We start from the raw sequence: 16,922 nt of genomic DNA, 5'->3' as shown, positions 1-16,922 counted from the left end.
GTCCGGCCAGGGAATGTGATGCAGGCCATTGCCCGGGAAAGGCACGGTTGGGCATTGTCAGCAATTCGTCTCGGAAAGAACCTCGTTGGAGATCCCGAATGACCGACCACAATTTTGCTTACGACCTCACGCTGGACGAGGCACGACGGCGCAGCGCCGTTCTCGCGGCACTCGGGGACGACTGGGATCCGGTCTCGGTGCTCGCCGAGGAAGATCTGGCATACGCCATGCTGTACTCGAATCTCGATGATGAGCAGCAGCGAATCTACGAGGAACTCGTCCGATCCGGGATCCTGCCCGATCGGACGACGCGCGATACCGCCTACTGATCCCACCGCCGAGCACCAACCACGGTTCGTTGTGTCACCTCCGGTTGCTGATCCGGATCGCGGTTGCCGGGCATATTTCTTCGGCGGCGCGGGCCGCGGCATGGTGGCGCGGGGCCGGTTCGGGCTCGAGCAGTACGGATCTTCCGCTGCTGTCTTGGTCGAAGATCCGAGGTGCGGTCAGGGCGCACATGCCCGCACCGATGCAGAGTTCACGATCCACGCTGATTCTCATCGGCATGTTCTCACCACGTGACGGGCAGGGCGCGCACGCCGTAGATGTCCAGGCCGTGCCGCAGGGGTATCTCGTCGGCCGGCACAGCCAATCGCAGCGTGGGGAAGCGTTGCACCAGGGCGGGTAGCGCGACGCGCATTTCGACGCGAGCCAACTGCTGGCCGAGGCATTGGTGGACGCCGTGGCCGAAGCCCAGATGTCCGACCGCGTTGCGGCCGATGTCGAGGGTGTCCGGGTCGTCGAACTCGGCGGGATCGCGGTTGGCGGCTTGAATCGAGATCGCGACGGTCTCCCCCTCCTTGATCAGTTGTCCGTCGAGCTCGACATCTGTCAGAGCGGTTCTGGCACCGGTATGGGCGATGCTCAGATACCGCATCAACTCCTCGACGGCACGGTCGGTGCTGTCCGGATCGCTGCGCAACGTCTCCAACCGGCCGGGATGTGCCAGCAACGCGAAGGTGCCCAGCGCCAGCATGTTCGCGGTGGTGTCCAGGCCGGCGCCGAGCAGCAGGGCTCCGATGCCCGACAGCTCGTCATCGGTCAGGTCGGTACCGGTGAGGTCGCTGAGCAGGTCGTCGGCCGGTTCGTCGCGTTTGGTTCCCACCAGTTCGCGGATGTGATCCTGGATGGTGGTGAACGCGGCGACCCGTTCGTCCATCGAGTCGTCCACGCCGCCGAGGGCGGCGACGTTCTGCTGGAAGAGATCGCGGTCACGGTAAGGAACGCCGAGTAGTTCACAGATCACCAATGCGGGGACCGGGAAGGCGAAGGCCTTCACCAAATCCACAGGGCCACCCGCCCGTTCCATTTCGTCGAGATGGGCATCGGTGATGCTCGAGACATGTTCGGCGAGCTGCTGCATCCGGCGCACGGTGACTTGCCGGCCAGGTGTTTGCGATAGCGGGTGTGTTCGGGTGGATCCACTCCGAGCATGTCGCCCGGTACTGCCGGTGGGATCTCTCCGGCGTCGGCCAGCGGGTAATGCGTGATTTCGTAGCGCACACTGAAGCGTGGATCGGACAGCACGGCTCGCACCTCCCTGTATCCGGTGGCCAACCAACCTTGATGACCGTCGGGAAAGATCATCCGGGTCAGCGGACGCCGCGCCCGGATCGTGGCCAATCCGGGGGGCGGGTCGAACGGGCAACCCGGGATCCGGGTCGTGGGGAGCTCTACTGCGTCGGACACGGACTCTGTCACGATGTCGCCTTTCCATCTGTGTTTCACCAAAACTGAACGCTACGTTTCATTCGGGAGTGAATCCAGCCTGAGAATCCGCACATCTTCCGAAATAGCAGGTAGATTGCGAATACTTCTTGCAATGACTCTGTAGCTCAATGCAATAACCCGGTCCCTGAATTGCAATGAGATGCGATTGAACGCATGCTGTACTTCGACAGCTGTCGACGAGCCGGAGGAGGATCAGGCGATGCCAGGTGGCAGGCTCACCCACGAGGACCGTCGGCAGATAGCGAGCGGGCTGGCGCACGGACTCGGATACGCCGAGATCGCCCGCCGGCTGGACCGGCCGACATCGACCGTGAGCAGGGAAGTGCTGCGCAACGGCGGACCCAACCGCTATCAGCCGCAGCGCGCGCAGCGCGCCACCGAGCAGCGCGCGCGCCGACGCAAAAGACCCGCCGCACCGGCGGCCACCGGCAACGGTGACACCGCGACACGCGAATACCTCGACCAACTCGGCGCATTGATCACCCGAACCGGTATCCCGCGCACCGCCGCGAATGTGATGACCGCTCTCTACGCCGTCGACACGGCCGGCCTCACCGCGGCCGAGCTGGCGCAACGGCTGCACGTCAGCCCTGCCACCATCTCCTCCGCTGTCCGCCTACTGGAAACTCAAGGGTTGATCCGACGAGAGCGCGACGGCGCGCGACGGCGCGAGCGGTACGTCATCGGCGATGACGCGTGGGTCCGAGCGACCTTGGCCAGTGCCCAGCAGATCCACGCCCTCGCCGAGGCAGCCCGCCAGGGCATCGCCGTGTTCGGAGCCACCACCGCGGCCGGTTCACGACTTCACACCATGAGCGAGTTCCTCGAATTCGTCGGCCGCGACATGGTCGCCTCAGCCGAGCGCTGGCGAAAGATATGCGGCCGAACCGGCCACACAAAGGCCGGTGGCCAGTAGGCGAGCTTCAGCCTGTCGTGCATGCATGCGGCACCGACGGCAACGACAACGTCCGCGCCACCGCCTTCAACACCTGAACATGGGCGGGGTTCAGGTAGACGCTGGTGGGTTCGGATGTCGAACACTGCTGATACGCAGGAGAGCGACCCCGTCTTCGAGTCCGACAGCGAGTTCGGCGTCCCCTGTCGAACACATGCAGGTGATGTCGGCGCCGAGGTCGAAGCCGGCCACATGTTCACCGGATAGTAGGTGCATTATCCGCAGCATCCTGCCGAATGCCACTGCTACGACGACGCGGCCGTCTTCGAGCCTTATGGCCGCCATGTGGCAGGTCGCCGACGCGTTCATGAGGCGACCGGGGTCGCAGTCGATCGCTGGACCTACTGCGATCCCGGTCTTCGGATTCCGCAGTCGCAGCGTCCAGTCGTCTGTATTCGTAGTGGCCAGAAGTTCTCTCCCATCCGGCAGGGTCACGGTGGCAAGTGCTGACGCTCGGCCGGCACGCAAGCTTCGTAGGCCGCGCGGTAGGTCGCGTATCGTCGGGTGGCATAGGCGCAAGGTGTCGCTGACATCTTTGGTGGCGAGCACCACCTGACCGTCGTCCAGCCTGGTCGCCGCAGTCGAGGCCGTGGCGGCCGTCCACTCGATAGGCCCACTCGGTCGGGTCCGGACTCGCACGCCTGTAATCGGATCCCATAGCCATACGGTGACGCCGCTAGTGGCTGCGACGAGTGTTCGATCGGGCGCGTATGGCACGGCGGCGATCGCAATGATCCGATCGTTGTGGCCTGTCGGAGGGTTTCCTGTCTGCTCCCCGGTGGTCGGGTCCCAGATCAATATCGAGTTCCGGTCGTCTGCTGTGATCAGCAGCGTCCGCCCGTCATTGTGGGGTACGGCCGCTATCGCGGTGATCCGGGCAGTGTGTCCGGCCAGTGGTCGCCCTACCCGCTGCCCTGTCGTCGGATCCCAGATCCGCAGCGTATTCCGGTCATCTGCTGTGACGAGTAGAGTTCGCGCGTCTTTACGTGGAATAGCCGCCATCGCGGTCACCGCGTTGGTTTGCGCGGCCAGTGGCTGTCCCATCGGATCCCATACCCGGATCGTCTTATCGTCGCTCCCGGTAGCGAGGAGCGTCCGTCTATCACGGAGCGGCACAGCCGCGACCGCGGATACGGCTCGGTGGTGGCCGATCAAGGGGGTGCCCACGAGCATTCCGGCGTCGAGATCCCACAGGCGAGTGGTCTTGTCGACACCGCTGGTCGCCAGAAGAGTTGGTCCGTCGGGCACGGGGACAATTGCGGCGTTCTTGACGGAATAGGTATGACCGGTGAGGGTTTGCCCGATCGGCTTTCGCGTACCCGGATCCCACATCCGGGTGGTCGTGCCGCCGGTGACAGCGAGTGCGATGCGGCCATCGGGCAACTTCACGGCTGTCAGTGCGGACACCCAGCCGACGTGTCCGGACAGGGGTTCACCGATCGGTTCGGAACTGCTCAGGTCCCACAGTCGCACCGTGGCGCGTTGTCCGGCGCCGGGTAAACGCATCGAACGACGATCCTCCGCTCGCGGAGCGATAGTGACGACCGCCTCCACCGCACCCGACGGGCCGACGACCCGTCGGCCGATACCCTCACCTGTTTCCAGATCGAACCATCGCAATGTATCGCCCGCGCCCACGCCGGTGGCGAGTACGGTCTGTCCATTTTGCAGTCGTATGGCCACAATTGCGGTGATCGCACCGACATGTCCGCTCAACGGTGTACCGACCATGCTGCCGGTTTCAGGATCCCACCTGCGAACTGTCGCGTCCGTACTGCCGGTGGCCAGCAGGGGCCGTCCATCGGTGCCAGGAATCACCGCGACAGCGGTAACAGCACCGTCATGCCCGACCAATGGCGAACCGACCATGTCGCCCGTCATCGGATCCCACAGCCGCACAGTCGCGTCCGTACTCCCGGTGGCCAGCAGGGGCCGTCCATCGGTGCCAGGAATCACCGCGACAGCGGTAACAGCACCGTCATGCCCAACCAATGGCGAACCGACCATGTCGCCCGTCATCGGATCCCACAGCCGCACAGTGCGGTCCCTGCCGGCACTGGCCAACAGGGTCCGCCCGTCCTCGACCTGCAGCGCTGCGATCGACAAGACTCCGTCGGTGTGTCCGGTCAGGATCCTGTGGGGCTGCCGCGGACGCAGGACAGCCCAGCCGAGTGCGACTGTCCAGAGATGCGTGCCGATGCCGGAGTCGCGATAGTGGCCGGTGTGTCGTGCGGTTGCGAGTTGAATCGCCAGCAGTCTGTCAGCGATATCGAGTCGTCGCAGGGTGGCAGCGACGGTGAGGATGCCGCCGATCGCTGGTGGAAGGATGAAAAGACCGAACGCGGCGCGAAGGACGTCACGAGCGATCGCTTCTGGGTCGAGCAGCGTCAGAAGGTGACTGTGCGAGTCCAGCAGGTGCCACGCAGGCTCTCCTCCGACGGCAGCGTGGCCGGAGAGCATGTAGGTCACGTACGGGTTGAGCGCTGTCTTTCCAGACGAAAGCGAATCCTCGCACGAGCCGACGATCGCTCGCAGCATCGCCCGATGTATTTCGCGGTCCCGATCGGTAGGGGTTGTCTCGTCGGTGAAGAATTCGGTGAATGCGCGGTGGGCGAGCCGGTAAACAGTTTGACCGTGTTCGCGGTCCGCCACGATGTAGGGAGCCGCATCGGTCAGCAGCGCCGTAATGTCGTCCAGGCTGATCAGCGCCTCAGGCGCCAGCACCCTGGCGCAGGTCGCCCAGATGCCCCCGGCCGCGGGCATACCGCGGCCACGCCCGTAGGCGAGAGCTCGCAGCAAAGGGGAATAGGACGGTGCCCGCCGCGACAGACGGGTGACTGCGATTCCGAACAGGTCCTGGTGGCTGCGGCCCAACAGCCCGGACCATGTGGCAGGGTCGCGCCAGACGCGATCAGCGACCACTTCATGCACGGCCAGGCGCGCGAACAGGAAGCCGCGAGCACGGTCTCCGAGTCGCGCGGCGAAAGCCTCGATGTCGAAAGAGCGGGGCAATGTTCCGGCAGCGGCGGCCCGCTGGAGTCGCAATGTCGCGTATTCGCGAACTGCGGCACCGTCAGGACCGATCACCAACCGTGCCGCCGGACCGAGCGCATCGATCAGATCGTTGTCACTCGCGCCGTGGTCGAGGTCATCGCGAGTGCCGGCACGAGTTCCCACCAGTACCCGCACACCTGGCGTAGCGGCAACCGCGGCCAGGAGCCTCGCGACAGTGAGAGCATCGACGGCTTCATCGAGGGCATCGACCAGAATTGTCAAATGCGCGTGCTCGGAGAGTTTGCCGGTGAGCCAGGCGACGGCCTGACTGATCTGCTCCGGTGGCCGTTCATCGACGCCGGTGGCCCGGGCCAGGCGAGTGATCACCTCGGCGGCGGTGGCGCCGGTCAGATGGAGGACGGCATCGAACGCCGCAGGGGGCACGATCGGGGTGTCCGCGCCGTCGGGCAGGAGCTCGTTGCGACGTAACGCGGCACACAGGCGCGGGTTCGCCGACACCACCATGTGACCGAGAAGAGCGGATTTCCCTACCCCGGCCGGGCCGGTGATCACCAGCATGCTGTCGCTATCGTCAGTGGTCAGCCAACCGACGATGTCACCGACCTCGCGATCACGGCCGACGAAGAACCAGGACTGCTCGACCAGCACCGCCTGCTCGACTCCGAGGTCCCCGCCATGCGCTTTGGGAAGAAAGTGGCGTCGCTCGTCCTCGGTCAGCGCCGCCAGCGCCGCCTCGAATTCCGCACTCACATCCAAGGGCACATTGACCGCAGGCGTCTGCCGCCGACGCAGTATTCGGCCGGTCAAATGTTGACGCGCGACCGTGCCACCGGAACTTTCGAATTCGTCGGCAAGGGCGGTGAGCGGAACATCGACCCCACGGTGGGTTCCGTCCAGAACATTGCTCATCACCTCCCGGATGCGCCCCAGATCTGTCGCGCCCTCGCCCGACATTCCCCCCACCAGAAGCAACGCCACCTTTGCGACACCGCGCGTGGAGAGTTCGAAACTCAAGTTGCTGATGAACCTGGACGATCGGCAAGCCTCTATCAACACCAGCACCCATGAGCCCGGTGCACTGTGGTCACGGTCCTCGATCGCATCAGCGACCCGCGCAGGTGAGATCCCATCCGACCTCACCTGCGCGTCACTATGGGCGTGCGCCAAACTCGCCGATATGCCGTCCGACCAGCCGTGGCCCACCCAGTACAACACCGACCCCACCGCCTGGCCGGCCGACCACTCCCGCAGCCGAGCACTCGCCTCGTCTCCCCCACGCGCAGCCATGTCGACATCCCAGTCGACACAATGAGCATCGAAGGCATGCAAAAGCTCTGCGACCTTTTTGATTTCATCGTCGACCTCGACAGGGTCGTGGTTGTCATAGATGCCGAACCCGACAGGGAACAGCTCGACTTCCTCAATCATCGATCGCGGTAGTGGGGTCGATGGCGAGGAAGAGTTGGGTGACAGGGCTGGTGCCCGAGCCGTCGACCGAGACCCGATACGCCCCTTCTCGATACACCGTCGCCGGGAGGACGATCTCACCGTCGCGGCGGGCTGCGGTGAAGGTATCGACCCGACGGCCGGTGTCGGCATCGAACAGCGTGGCGCGCACACTGCTCGGGCGCTCCACACCGGATACCTTCACGAGGAACTCGGTACCGATGTCGACGACGTCCGGTGCGACGATGCCGATCTCACCAGGTCCGGCCAGGCGGGGGCCACGGTCGCGGTCGGCGTGGCGGAGGACATCGATGACGAAGGTGATCGTCTCGTCCGACACCGCGATCGGCCCGTGCTGCTGCGGCAGCGAGAAAACCGCCGAATCCGTCAACGGCACAGCGGCATTCCTGGGTACCGTACCGTCGCCGAATCCAGGACTGCGGATCGGGACGCCGGTGTCGAGGTCACGGGCCACGTCTCCGTCGTTTCCTGGAGTGAAGGTGTGAAACAGCGGCTGCGGGCGTCCATGATCGAGGCCGACGCTGCATATCGTTGGTTGGGCGACGCCGATCACCGGCCGGTGGCCCGGCAACGCCACCGACGCAACCTGTGCGCGGTCGGCCAACGCAGCGGCGGCAAGGTCGACGTCGGCGCCGATCCCGGCCACATCTTCCTGCGTCAGTCTGCGTACAGTCGTGCCCTCATCGATGCAACGGTAACCCGGTAGCAGGTCGTAGACCCCAGCCATGGTCACAGCGATCGCCTGCAACCGGCTCGCCGGCACCGGGGCACCCTCTCCCGTACCGAGCATCACCACTGTTTTGGCGGCACCTTCGAAGGGCGTACCAAGGGTGATCACCGAGCTGACATTATCGAGGGCACCCGGGATCGCGGCAGCATGCTGCGCGACCAGCCCACCCATCGAATGCGCAACCACCACAACCTTGCCTGCGGGACGGTCGGAGAACTCCCGCCACCACCGCACATGCGCATCAAGCGCCTCCGCGAGCAAGAGTGCGTTCGATTTCACCGGGAGCCGCCAGTCGTAGGCGAACTCCAGCACCGCTCGCGGATGCCGCACCACGTTCCGCAGCGCCCTGACGAGCTTCGTGTAGGGCTCGATACCCGCGAACACCGGACACACCGCACAGACTCGCAACAATCCCCGCGGCCGCACGAACCCCGGTCCCTCCGGCGCCAGTGCCAGCGGCGTCAGGGCTTTCGTGGGAGCTGTCCACATCCGTGACAGCAGGCCGGGCTTCATTCCCCACAACAACTCGCCGGTGGCGGTGTCGACCAGTTCCGAACCCATAATGCCCGGCACCACGACCACCGCGTCTTCCACTGCCTGTCCGACTGGACGGCCTGCATCCTGAAACGACCGCCCGCCCCCATGCGCGGGTGGGGAAACAACTGTCTCAGCGACCGGGAATTGGAACACCACCGACACCCCTGGTTCCATCTCCTGGAGCGCTCGTCCACGCTCCGTTGTCGGCATGGTAGACAGCCGCACGTGCTCCGGCAGCACATTCGGCCGATACCGAGCCCCGGCTGTGAATTCCCGACGCCGGTGAAGCGTCCACAAGACGCACTGCGGAATGCGAAACCGAATGCGTGCCCGCAGGTGTCGACGGACAATACCTTCGACATCCACTGATCAGGCCCGTTCGCGCGGCGCCTGCTGCTTGGAGGGCAGTCGGAATGTTCGTTGAACCGCTGTCGGGCCATCGCTATTTTCGCACCGTTGACCCCGAGGTAGCCCGGGCGGGGATGAGTGGCATTCTGCGTGAGCACCGGCTCGACCCGGGCGCCTCCACCATGGAAGCCCGCTGCAATGTCGTCCGGTATGGCGATGTCGGCCTGGTCTACAAGCATTACGGGGTTCAGGTTCGGATCCGAACCGAACCCATCGAAACCTTCCGCCTGGTTCAAATACCGCTGGCCGGGTGGGCCCGGGTACTCAACGGGACCGCGGATATCGCCTCCGACCCGGCGGTGGCCTCGGTTCCGGACCCGGACGCGCCCCTGGACATGAATTGGCACGAGAGCAGCAGGCAACTCCTCGTCCGATACGACCGTGCCGCGTTGGACGACCATTTGCGGCGGATGCTGGGCCGGCCGCCGGATCGTCCGCTGCGGATGGCCATCGCCATGCAATTGCGGTCACCGGCCGCCCGGACCTGGTTCGAATCGCTGCGTATGCTGCAGACCGACGCCGAAGGCCCCGGCCTGTTCCTGGATCCGCGGCTGCGGCCGCAGATCGAGCAGCTGATGATGTCCCAATTCCTGCTGGCCCAGCCGAACAGCTACTCGGAGCTCCTGCTCGACGGCGCCCCCGGAAAGTCGACGCCGCGTCCCATCCGCCTGGCCGAACAACTCATTACCGACCATGCGCACGAAATGCTCACCGTCACCGACATCGCAGAGGCAGTAGGACTTTCGGTGCGGAGCCTGCAGGAGGGTTTCCGCCGATACCTCGACACCACACCGACGGCGCGATTGCGTGAAGCCCGGCTGGTGGGCGTGCACTTGGCGCTGGCCGCCGCGGACCCCACCATGACCACGGTCGCCGCAGTGGCCGCGGACTGGGGGTTCTGGCATCTGGGCCGTTTTTCGGCCCTGTACCGGCGGCGATGGGGTGTGCCGCCGTCGGTGACGCTGCGCGCCTGACCCGCCGCGCAGCGCCGAACCTGCTGCGCAGCCCGGACAGAACTCGCGCGAGGTGGATAGTCGCGGGCGGCCCGGTCCACCCATCATGAGTGCGGCGGATTTCCGCCGCATCGATACTCGATCCCCATCGGCTTCGAAGGGTCAATCATGTTCTCACTCACACTGTTTCGCCGTCTCAGCGTTGCGGCGGCGGCCACCCTCGCGGTCGCCGGGTACGGCGCAGCCCTCGCGCCGACGCCGGCGTCGGCGGCCTACGACTGCCCGGGCGGACTGTTCTGCGGCTACGACCACCGCAACGGCACCGGCATGTTCGTGCAGGTCGACAACAACTGTCTGCTGCACGACATCGGCAACGAAGGAAATGGAGATCGTCTGAGCTCGTACTGGAACCGCACCGGAAAGACGGTCGGCGTCTACAACTGGACCGGTCAGGAGTGGCAACTGCTCGTCTCGGTCCCCGACAACAGCAAGGGCAATGTGCCCGCCGACGGTGACAACAAGGCCGATGCGCTGCGGGTCTGCAACTGAGGGTTGCAATTTGCAATACTCGATAAACCCTCCCGGCACGCAGTCGGGAGGGTTTACTGTCTGTCAGCGGATTCGACACTGCGGCAATTCGACGCCCGGATTCGGACCGTACGCAGTGCGAGTGCACGGCCTGTCGCCGTAGCAGTGACCCCATCCCGCACTCATGGTCACGGCCGCGTCATCGAGCTTGCGGTACACAGACCGGGTGATCACGGCCCCGCAGACATCGGTGCCATAGACGACCGAGACCGTGGCGGATGGGTGAACTGGACCCGAAGGTCGCACGGGCTGTGCTATCTATCCCGCCCGTGACCATTCAGGATCGTCCGCACTCGTCCGGACGGCAACCCGAACGACCGCGACGCGGCGAACTCCCCGCTCCGGCCGCTCCGCCCGCAGAACCCCCGACGGCATGGCAGAGACAGCGCGGTTGTGGCACGCTGTTGGTCTGACTCGATTGTCTTCGCGCAGGGGGAATTTCGGTGAACGAGCCGTCACAGACGCAGGCCGTCTTACTGGACCCGTGGGAGGTGCCGTCGGCACGCGCGTTGGCAGCGGCCCACGGCGTCGAGGCGCAGGAACTCCCCCGCCGCGGAATCGAGCCGGTCACGACCGTGACCCTGCTGCTGATCGGTGCGACGGCCGCCGTCGGTGCGGTATTGCACATCTTGGAGCAGCGCAAAGGTGGTCAGGTGATCGACCTGCGGCCGGGCGCACCGAAGGCGTTCTACCGCACCCCGGATGTCGTGTACGGCACCGTCGTGATCGTCACCGTCGACGGCAAGGTGACCGTGGAGGTCAGGGAGCCGGAGGGCATGTTCGGCAAGGTGGTGTCCACCCTGCCGCAGTTGCTTTCCAGCGGCGGCAGCGCGGAGGAGGTCACTCGAACGGTGACCGAGAGGTTCGGCGCGGACATCGCGATAGAGACGGCGGACATCGCGGTCGAGACGATTGACGGCGATCCGGCTCCCGAGGGCGGCGCGTAGGTGCACGGTGACGCCCAGCAAGCAGCACAACGGTATTACGAGCAGCTGCGGGCGGCACTGGAGGAGCCCGAGCCCCGCGATCTCGCCGGCCCCGCCCTGGCCGAATTCGAGGCCAGGGCTACGGAACTCCTCGAACGGATCCTGCGGGACTACGCAGCACCCGGGGTCACCCCGGAGATACGGGCGCAGGCGGAGCGGGTGGTCGCCCAGTTCATGCGCGGTCGCGCGGGCCGCGACGAGATCAAAATCGAGCAGCTGAGCAGAATCCAGGACAGGATCGAAGCGGCCATTCCGACCATGTTCCCGGACGGCTTGCCCCGGGTCGGCGGGCGCCCGTTGGTGCGTCCGCTGCGAACCGGACAGCTCAATGCCGTGTGCACGCTGACACCGGGACGCTCGGATGCCTACCTGGTGCTCGTCGAGGACCAGATGGAGGAGTTCTGGCACAAGCTGAGCGCGGCAGTCGCCTGGGCTATCCCGCGCGGCCCGGTGCACGACGGACATCTGCACGACTATCAGCTCGGCGTGTCCGGCGTGACCGAGCGGATCGAGTCCGATCCGGATGTCCTCGCTCGTTTCGTCGACGCCGTCACCGGTTACGCCGTGACCGGCCGGTTCGATCGGACCGAGTCCTATCCCATGCTGCCTCCGGGCTACCTCAACTTCGCGAACATGTTGGGACAGTCCCTGGAAAACTTCGTGATCGGCCACGAATACGGGCACATCCTGTTCGGCCATCTGCACAAGACGGCGTCGAGCCGAGGTGTCCTGCCGATCGACGACGTCAGCACGCTGACCTACTCGTGGAAGCAGGAGCTCGAAGCCGACTTCATCGGCATGGGCCTGGCGATCAACTGCACCGACGCATATCCGGTCGAGTTGAGTTTTCTGGGCATCAGCCTGTTCTTCGACGCCCTTGACGTCATGGATCGAGCGGTGTCCCTGCTGGAAACCGGCGACGAGAACGTCCGCCAACTGGGCTCGCACCCACCGTCATATCTGCGCAGGCGACGAATGCGGGAGTCGCTCGAGCAGCTGGCTCGCGTCGACGGCACGGATGAGCGCGAGAAGGCCGAACGGTTCCGGGCGGCGCTGAAGAACGCCGAGATTCAGTCGGACGTCGTGCGTCTGCTGTGGGAACGCACGCGACCGCGCCTGCTGGACCTGCGCGAGCGTGGCGTGCGACCGGCGCGTAGCTGGCGAACCATCCCGAAAGAAGCGCCTACGCCCGACCCCCCGCTCGATCCGGGGTCGCTACACCCCGACGAAGCCGCGTCGCACTACTACCGGAATCTGCTGGCGCGGACCGATGCCTTGCTCGGCGCCCGCGCTCGGGTCGACCCAGCCGCTCTGGGAACCGAACTCGATCGCTTCCTCCGCGTCGAGCGAGCCGACGATCCGCGAGCGGCGACAGTGCATCTGGGTCGCGATCCGCGGGACGTGGGCGACCTGTTCGCCGAGGTGCTGGGCTGGACCGAGAGTGCGTTGCAGGCCGAGGTGGCCGAATTCCCCCGCCCACTCGTCGGCCACCTCCGGACGGGTCGGCTCGACGCGGTGCTCGCACCCGTGCCGGGCCATTGGGACGCTCGGGGCACCTGCTTGATGCTCATCGAAGACGAGCTGTCGCTGTTCGCGTTCAAGTTCGGTGAAGCAGTCCTGTCGGTCCTGCCGCAGCGGCGCACCGATGCGAGCGGTAGAACCAGCTTCTCCTTCGACGAGTCCGCCGCGGCCGAGCGAATGGATGCCGAGCCGATGCTCGCCGCGCGCCTCGCCGAAATCGTCAGCGTTTACGCCATGACCGGCAGCGTCGTCGGCCGTGCGCTCGGCGGGCTGCCGGGTGGTCAGCTCGACTTCGCCGCGGACCTGCGTGATTTCCTCCTCCGTTTCGTCCTGGGGCGGGCGTACGCACACCTCCTGGTGCACGCCCATGAAGCGACGCCGCGCGCGGAAATGCTGCCGGTCCCCGATGTCGAATCACTCACCTACTCCTGGCAACAAGAGTTCCTGGCCGACGAGATCAGCTTGGGCATTCTCGCGACGGCCGGTTTCGGCGACGCCGACAACATCGACTTGGTAGGCGCCTTCCTGGGCGTCGGCTTGTACTTCGATGTGGTGGACGTGATGGATCGCGCGTTGTCGCTGCTGGAGACCGGCGAGGAGCAGGCTCGTCAACTCGGTTCCCATCCGCCCTCGGAGGCGCGAAAGCAACGGCTGAGTGAGCTTCTGGTGACGAGCGCCGAATCGACCCGCCCGGTGACCGGAGCAGCCGAGGCGCAAGGCAGGATCATCCGCCTGTTCTGGGACCGTGCCCGGCCGCGCCTGCTGGAACTGCACCGGCAGGGCGCACGTCCAGCGCCCATGTGGCGGACGATCCCGAAGGAGACGAATGCGGCCGACACCGCACGCGACGGGTAGAGACATGAGTAGCGGCGGCATGAGCGGATGTCTGCGGCTCAGTCGCCCTGTGGGTCGGCGTGTAGGAGTTGCTCGGCAAACCACTGAACTCGGGCCATAGTGATCCCCGCTCGCTGTTCAACGGCGAGCGAATGATCGGTGGGCTCCAACTCCACTAGTGGGCGATCGCCGAGAGGCTAAATGTGCAGTTTGGTCTCGAGGTTCACCGTGGTCGGCTCATACAGGGGAAGCGCTGTGGACAACCACCCGAAATATGGCGGCTCCTCGACCCTCTCGGGGTTGTCCCACACCGCTGACATGCGGTGGAAGCTGGCCTCGCTCAGCGATACCCAGACACCCCAGTCGAACTCACCATCGGTATCTGTGATCGGAAGCACCAGACGCGCCCGCACGAAGAAGTGCTCCCCGGCGATCACGCATTGTTCTTCCCCCAGCACGCTGCCCTGCTGATCCGCGAAGTCGGCGTTCCAGTAGACGGGCGCGAGGGTGCCGTAGTTGAGGGGAGGCCCGTCGTGCAATTCGGCACAGGAGGAGAGGAGAACTTCGAGCCGACCATCACCGCGCCAGCCTACTGCCGCAGATCGTCTGCACGCCCATCGGCATGAGAACCGGTTGCCATGTACATACGGTCGACCGTATTCTTTGAGCGCATCGGTATTGATCGGCGCATGGTGCCGAGCGCGGTGCTGACGAGAAGGGATACCTGATGGACGGCGTAGCAGCCGAGCGGACCGTGACCACGGACGAGACGACCACCTTACGGTCGGGCCGGGACCATTCGACGGCGATCGTGTGGGTGCTGTGCGCAGCGGCGTTCATGGCCATGCTCGATGTCTTCGTGGTGAACGTCGCGTTCACGAAGATCGGTGAGTCCTATCGAGGTTCCTCGCTGGCGGATGTGAGCTGGGTGCTCAATGGATACGCGATCGTCTATGCGGCACTGCTGATTCCGGCGGGGCGCTTCGCGGACCGGTTCGGGCGCAAGGCCGGATTCCTGGTCGGCCTCGGCCTTTTCACGGTGGCGAGCCTGGCCTGTGCGGTGGCTCCGTCGCTGTGGGCGCTGGTGGCGTTCCGGGTCCTGCAGGCGGTCGGCGCCGCCGCGCTGACCCCGGCCGGCCTGGGGTTGATTCTCACCGTGCTGCCGCCGGCGCGGGTGCCGGGCACGGTGAAGATCTGGGCCACAACGAGTTCGGCCGCTGCGGCGTTCGGCCCGGTGGTGGGCGGGGCGTTGGCCGAGGCTTCGTGGCGCTGGGTGTTTCTGATCAATCTCCCGGTGGGAGTGGTCGCCGGGTTGGCGGCCATGCACCTGGTACCGAATCTGCACCAGCGGATCCCGGCGCGGGTGCCGGACCTGCTCGGGGTGGCGCTGCTGATCGTGGCGATCGGGGCGCTGTCGCTGTGCCTGGTGAAGAGCGGCGACTGGCCCTGGACCAGTGCCGCGATGGGCGGCGCACTGGCCGTCGCGGCGGTCGGCGTGGTCGCGTTCGTGGTGCGGATGATGCGGCATCCGAATCCAGTGGTGTCGCCGACCTTGTTCCGGGTGCGGACGTTCGTGTGGGCCAACGTCACCGTGCTGGCGTTCTGCACTGCGTTCGGGGCGTGGTTCCTCAGCATCGCTCTGTGGCTGGAGAATAGGGCACATTTCAGCACCATCGAAACCGGACTCGCCATCGTCCCGGGCCCGCTCATGGTGCCGATCTTCGCCGCTGTCAGCCAGCGCTTGATCCGGCGGATTCCGGTGGGTGCCGTTGTAGCCCTGGGGAATCTGCTGTTTGCCGGTGGCGTGGTGCTCGTGCTGGTCACTGCCTCCACGCCCGTGGGGTACGCCACCGACGTCTTACCGGGGTGGGTGATCTCCGGCATCGGCATCGGTCTCGCGCTGCCCAGCATGATCGCCACCGCTGCCGTCGATCTGCCGCCGGCGGAGTCCGCCACCGGCAGTGCTGTGGTGAACACCGCTCGCCAGCTCGGCTATGTGCTGGGTGTCGCCATGCTGGTCGCCGTCCTCGGATCGCTCGACGCCGACGACGACGCGATGCTGACCGCGTTCCGGCACGGCTGGTTGTTCGTCGCCCTCGTCGCCGCCGCCGGTGCGGCAACAGCATTCGGCATCACGCCCCGCACACGTCAGTCGCAATCGGAACCGAAGTAGACGACCATGCCGATACCTGAGATGACCGAAGAATCCGATCCGCTCCGCCTCTCCGAAACAACCGCCGCGGCATTGCTTTTCGATGCTCCGCGGCGGCGATTCGACGTCATCGGCAACAGCTTGTCCGCCGGCGTCGGCGACCCCACACCCGGGTACAAAACAAGGGTTGGGCCGATCGGGTCGCGGCCGTGCTGCGACAGGTGAGACCGAATGCGCGGTACCTCAACACCGCCGAGTCCGGGGCCACCACGGCCCGAACCGTAGCCCGTCAACTCGACCGCATGGTCGAGTGCGGCCCGGACCTGCTGCATCTACCGTGCAGTCCGAACGATCTTCTGCGCTGCGATCCAGATTTCGACGAGATGGAGAAGACGATGCGGCGCATATACGACCGCGCGGCCGGCACCCGCGCGCTCCTGACAGCCGAACCGATCCTGTCCGCGCTGGGGCACGACAGCGCCGAATCGGCTGCCGACGCACCACGCCTGTGGTGGTGTCCCACCGGTCCACTAAGCGTTCTTCCTCTACACGCCGCAGGTGTGGAATTCGATGGTAGTGGCGGCAACAGCGTCATGGACCGTGTGGTGTCCTCGTACATCCCCACCATCACCGCGTTGACGCGTGCCGAGAGCGCCCCCTTCCTGTCAGACCGACAACGAAAACCCCTTCCGACCTGGTTCGGAGGGGTTTTCTCGTTCCGCGGCCGGGCCCGGAGTCGAGCGGTTCTCACAGAAATTCACGTTTTCGGGCCAGTGGCGCCCCGGGCCCACCGCTCGAGCACGTCTCGATTGTCCGGAACGGTCTCAGGTGCGTGGTTCGTTGGTCTTCCAGCGTGCGTTCAAGCCCTTGTAGAACCGCTGCCGTTCGTCGCTGGTAACGCGCCCGAATCGGTATGCCCGTTCGTAGCGTGCCTGCATCGACACTCCCCACACCGCTTTGAGGTCGATCAGTCGAGCGGGCTCGA

Annotated in this window: 14 protein-coding genes; 7 read left to right on the top strand and 7 right to left on the bottom strand. The window is 65.7% G+C overall.

The window, feature by feature from the left end:
• Positions 1–98: 98 nt before the first annotated feature.
• A complete protein-coding gene (locus tag ACGF7Y_RS07095) occupies positions 99–329 on the top strand; it encodes a DUF6400 family protein (RefSeq protein ID WP_393230204.1) in 231 nt (76 codons plus the stop codon).
• 34 nt (positions 330–363) lie between these two features.
• Here the strand turns inward: ACGF7Y_RS07095 and ACGF7Y_RS07090 are convergent, their stop codons facing one another.
• Genes ACGF7Y_RS07090 through ACGF7Y_RS07080 form a run of 3 tightly spaced genes read right to left on the bottom strand, consistent with a single transcriptional unit; the run spans position 364 to position 1,647 of the window.
• On the bottom strand, positions 364–561 hold the full coding sequence (locus ACGF7Y_RS07090; RefSeq protein WP_393231012.1) for a ferredoxin: 198 nt from the start codon (positions 559–561) through the stop codon (positions 364–366).
• Positions 562–571: 10 nt separating this feature from the next.
• Positions 572–1,348, bottom strand: a complete 777-nt coding sequence (locus tag ACGF7Y_RS07085) for a cytochrome P450 (protein ID WP_393230201.1) — start codon at positions 1,346–1,348, stop codon at positions 572–574.
• Positions 1,336–1,647, bottom strand: coding sequence for a hypothetical protein (locus ACGF7Y_RS07080; protein ID WP_393230198.1), 312 nt, complete (start codon positions 1,645–1,647; stop codon positions 1,336–1,338). Before ACGF7Y_RS07080 ends, ACGF7Y_RS07085 begins: the two co-directional genes overlap by 13 nt.
• 343 nt (positions 1,648–1,990) lie before the next feature.
• Between ACGF7Y_RS07080 and ACGF7Y_RS07075 the strand changes: the two genes are divergently transcribed.
• Entirely contained in the window at positions 1,991–2,707 is a 717-nt protein-coding gene (locus ACGF7Y_RS07075) for a helix-turn-helix domain-containing protein (RefSeq protein ID WP_393230195.1), read from the top strand.
• Positions 2,708–2,797: 90 nt separating this feature from the next.
• Here the strand turns inward: ACGF7Y_RS07075 and ACGF7Y_RS07070 are convergent, their stop codons facing one another.
• Positions 2,798–7,189: a hypothetical protein gene (locus tag ACGF7Y_RS07070; RefSeq protein ID WP_393230193.1), complete on the bottom strand. Its 4,392-nt coding sequence runs from the start codon at positions 7,187–7,189 to the stop codon at positions 2,798–2,800.
• Positions 7,182–8,657: a hypothetical protein gene (locus ACGF7Y_RS07065; protein WP_393230191.1), complete on the bottom strand. Its 1,476-nt coding sequence runs from the start codon at positions 8,655–8,657 to the stop codon at positions 7,182–7,184. Before ACGF7Y_RS07065 ends, ACGF7Y_RS07070 begins: the two co-directional genes overlap by 8 nt.
• A gap of 320 nt (positions 8,658–8,977) precedes the next feature.
• On the opposite strand from ACGF7Y_RS07065, the gene ACGF7Y_RS07060 reads away from it, so the two are divergent.
• The 4 genes from ACGF7Y_RS07060 (at position 8,978) to ACGF7Y_RS07045 (ending at position 13,806) form a co-directional block, all read left to right on the top strand.
• Positions 8,978–9,877: an AraC family transcriptional regulator gene (locus ACGF7Y_RS07060; protein ID WP_393230188.1), complete on the top strand. Its 900-nt coding sequence runs from the start codon at positions 8,978–8,980 to the stop codon at positions 9,875–9,877.
• Between the two features lie 147 nt (positions 9,878–10,024).
• Entirely contained in the window at positions 10,025–10,405 is a 381-nt protein-coding gene (locus ACGF7Y_RS07055; protein WP_393230185.1) for a peptidase inhibitor family I36 protein, read from the top strand.
• Positions 10,406–10,887: 482 nt separating this feature from the next.
• Entirely contained in the window at positions 10,888–11,391 is a 504-nt protein-coding gene (locus ACGF7Y_RS07050) for a hypothetical protein (protein ID WP_393230183.1), read from the top strand.
• Complete coding sequence (locus ACGF7Y_RS07045; RefSeq protein ID WP_393230180.1) at positions 11,392–13,806, top strand: hypothetical protein; 2,415 nt, start codon at positions 11,392–11,394, stop codon at positions 13,804–13,806.
• Between the two features lie 176 nt (positions 13,807–13,982).
• On the opposite strand, the gene ACGF7Y_RS07040 is transcribed toward ACGF7Y_RS07045, so the two are convergent.
• Positions 13,983–14,468 carry a DUF2199 domain-containing protein gene (locus tag ACGF7Y_RS07040; RefSeq protein ID WP_393231010.1) on the bottom strand — a complete coding sequence of 162 codons (486 nt, stop codon included), beginning with the start codon at positions 14,466–14,468 and terminating at the stop codon, positions 13,983–13,985.
• 44 nt (positions 14,469–14,512) lie between these two features.
• Here ACGF7Y_RS07040 and ACGF7Y_RS07035 point away from each other — a divergent pair, with 44 nt between their 5' ends.
• The gene (locus tag ACGF7Y_RS07035; RefSeq protein ID WP_393230177.1) at positions 14,513–15,958 is read left to right on the top strand and encodes an MFS transporter; all 1,446 of its coding nucleotides are present in this window, start codon (positions 14,513–14,515) and stop codon (positions 15,956–15,958) included.
• Here the strand turns inward: ACGF7Y_RS07035 and ACGF7Y_RS07030 are convergent.
• Positions 15,934–16,269 carry a hypothetical protein gene (locus ACGF7Y_RS07030; RefSeq protein WP_393230174.1) on the bottom strand — a complete coding sequence of 112 codons (336 nt, stop codon included), beginning with the start codon at positions 16,267–16,269 and terminating at the stop codon, positions 15,934–15,936. The two genes, ACGF7Y_RS07035 and ACGF7Y_RS07030, sit on opposite strands and share 25 nt — an antisense overlap.
• Between the last annotated feature and the right edge of the window lie 653 nt (positions 16,270–16,922).

Origin of the sequence: Nocardia sp. NPDC047654, assembly GCF_043205035.1 — a bacterium.
Lineage (GTDB): Bacteria > Actinomycetota > Actinomycetes > Mycobacteriales > Mycobacteriaceae > Nocardia.
This window is presented reverse-complemented; position numbering and strand designations above follow the sequence as displayed.

Excerpts from the sequence above, each read along its gene's own strand:
- ACGF7Y_RS07080 (WP_393230198.1), bottom strand. The coding sequence starts at position 1,647 with ATGATCTTTCCCGACGGTCATCAAGGTTGGTTGGCCACCGGATACAGG.
- ACGF7Y_RS07060 (WP_393230188.1), top strand. The coding sequence starts at position 8,978 with ATGAGTGGCATTCTGCGTGAGCACCGGCTCGACCCGGGCGCCTCCACC.
- ACGF7Y_RS07055 (WP_393230185.1), top strand. The coding sequence starts at position 10,025 with ATGTTCTCACTCACACTGTTTCGCCGTCTCAGCGTTGCGGCGGCGGCC.
- ACGF7Y_RS07070 (WP_393230193.1), bottom strand. The coding sequence starts at position 7,189 with ATGATTGAGGAAGTCGAGCTGTTCCCTGTCGGGTTCGGCATCTATGAC.
- ACGF7Y_RS07090 (WP_393231012.1), bottom strand. The coding sequence starts at position 561 with ATGAGAATCAGCGTGGATCGTGAACTCTGCATCGGTGCGGGCATGTGC.
- ACGF7Y_RS07030 (WP_393230174.1), bottom strand. The coding sequence starts at position 16,269 with ATGCAGCAGGTCCGGGCCGCACTCGACCATGCGGTCGAGTTGACGGGC.
- ACGF7Y_RS07095 (WP_393230204.1), top strand. The coding sequence starts at position 99 with ATGACCGACCACAATTTTGCTTACGACCTCACGCTGGACGAGGCACGA.
- ACGF7Y_RS07035 (WP_393230177.1), top strand. The coding sequence starts at position 14,513 with ATGGACGGCGTAGCAGCCGAGCGGACCGTGACCACGGACGAGACGACC.
- ACGF7Y_RS07075 (WP_393230195.1), top strand. The coding sequence starts at position 1,991 with ATGCCAGGTGGCAGGCTCACCCACGAGGACCGTCGGCAGATAGCGAGC.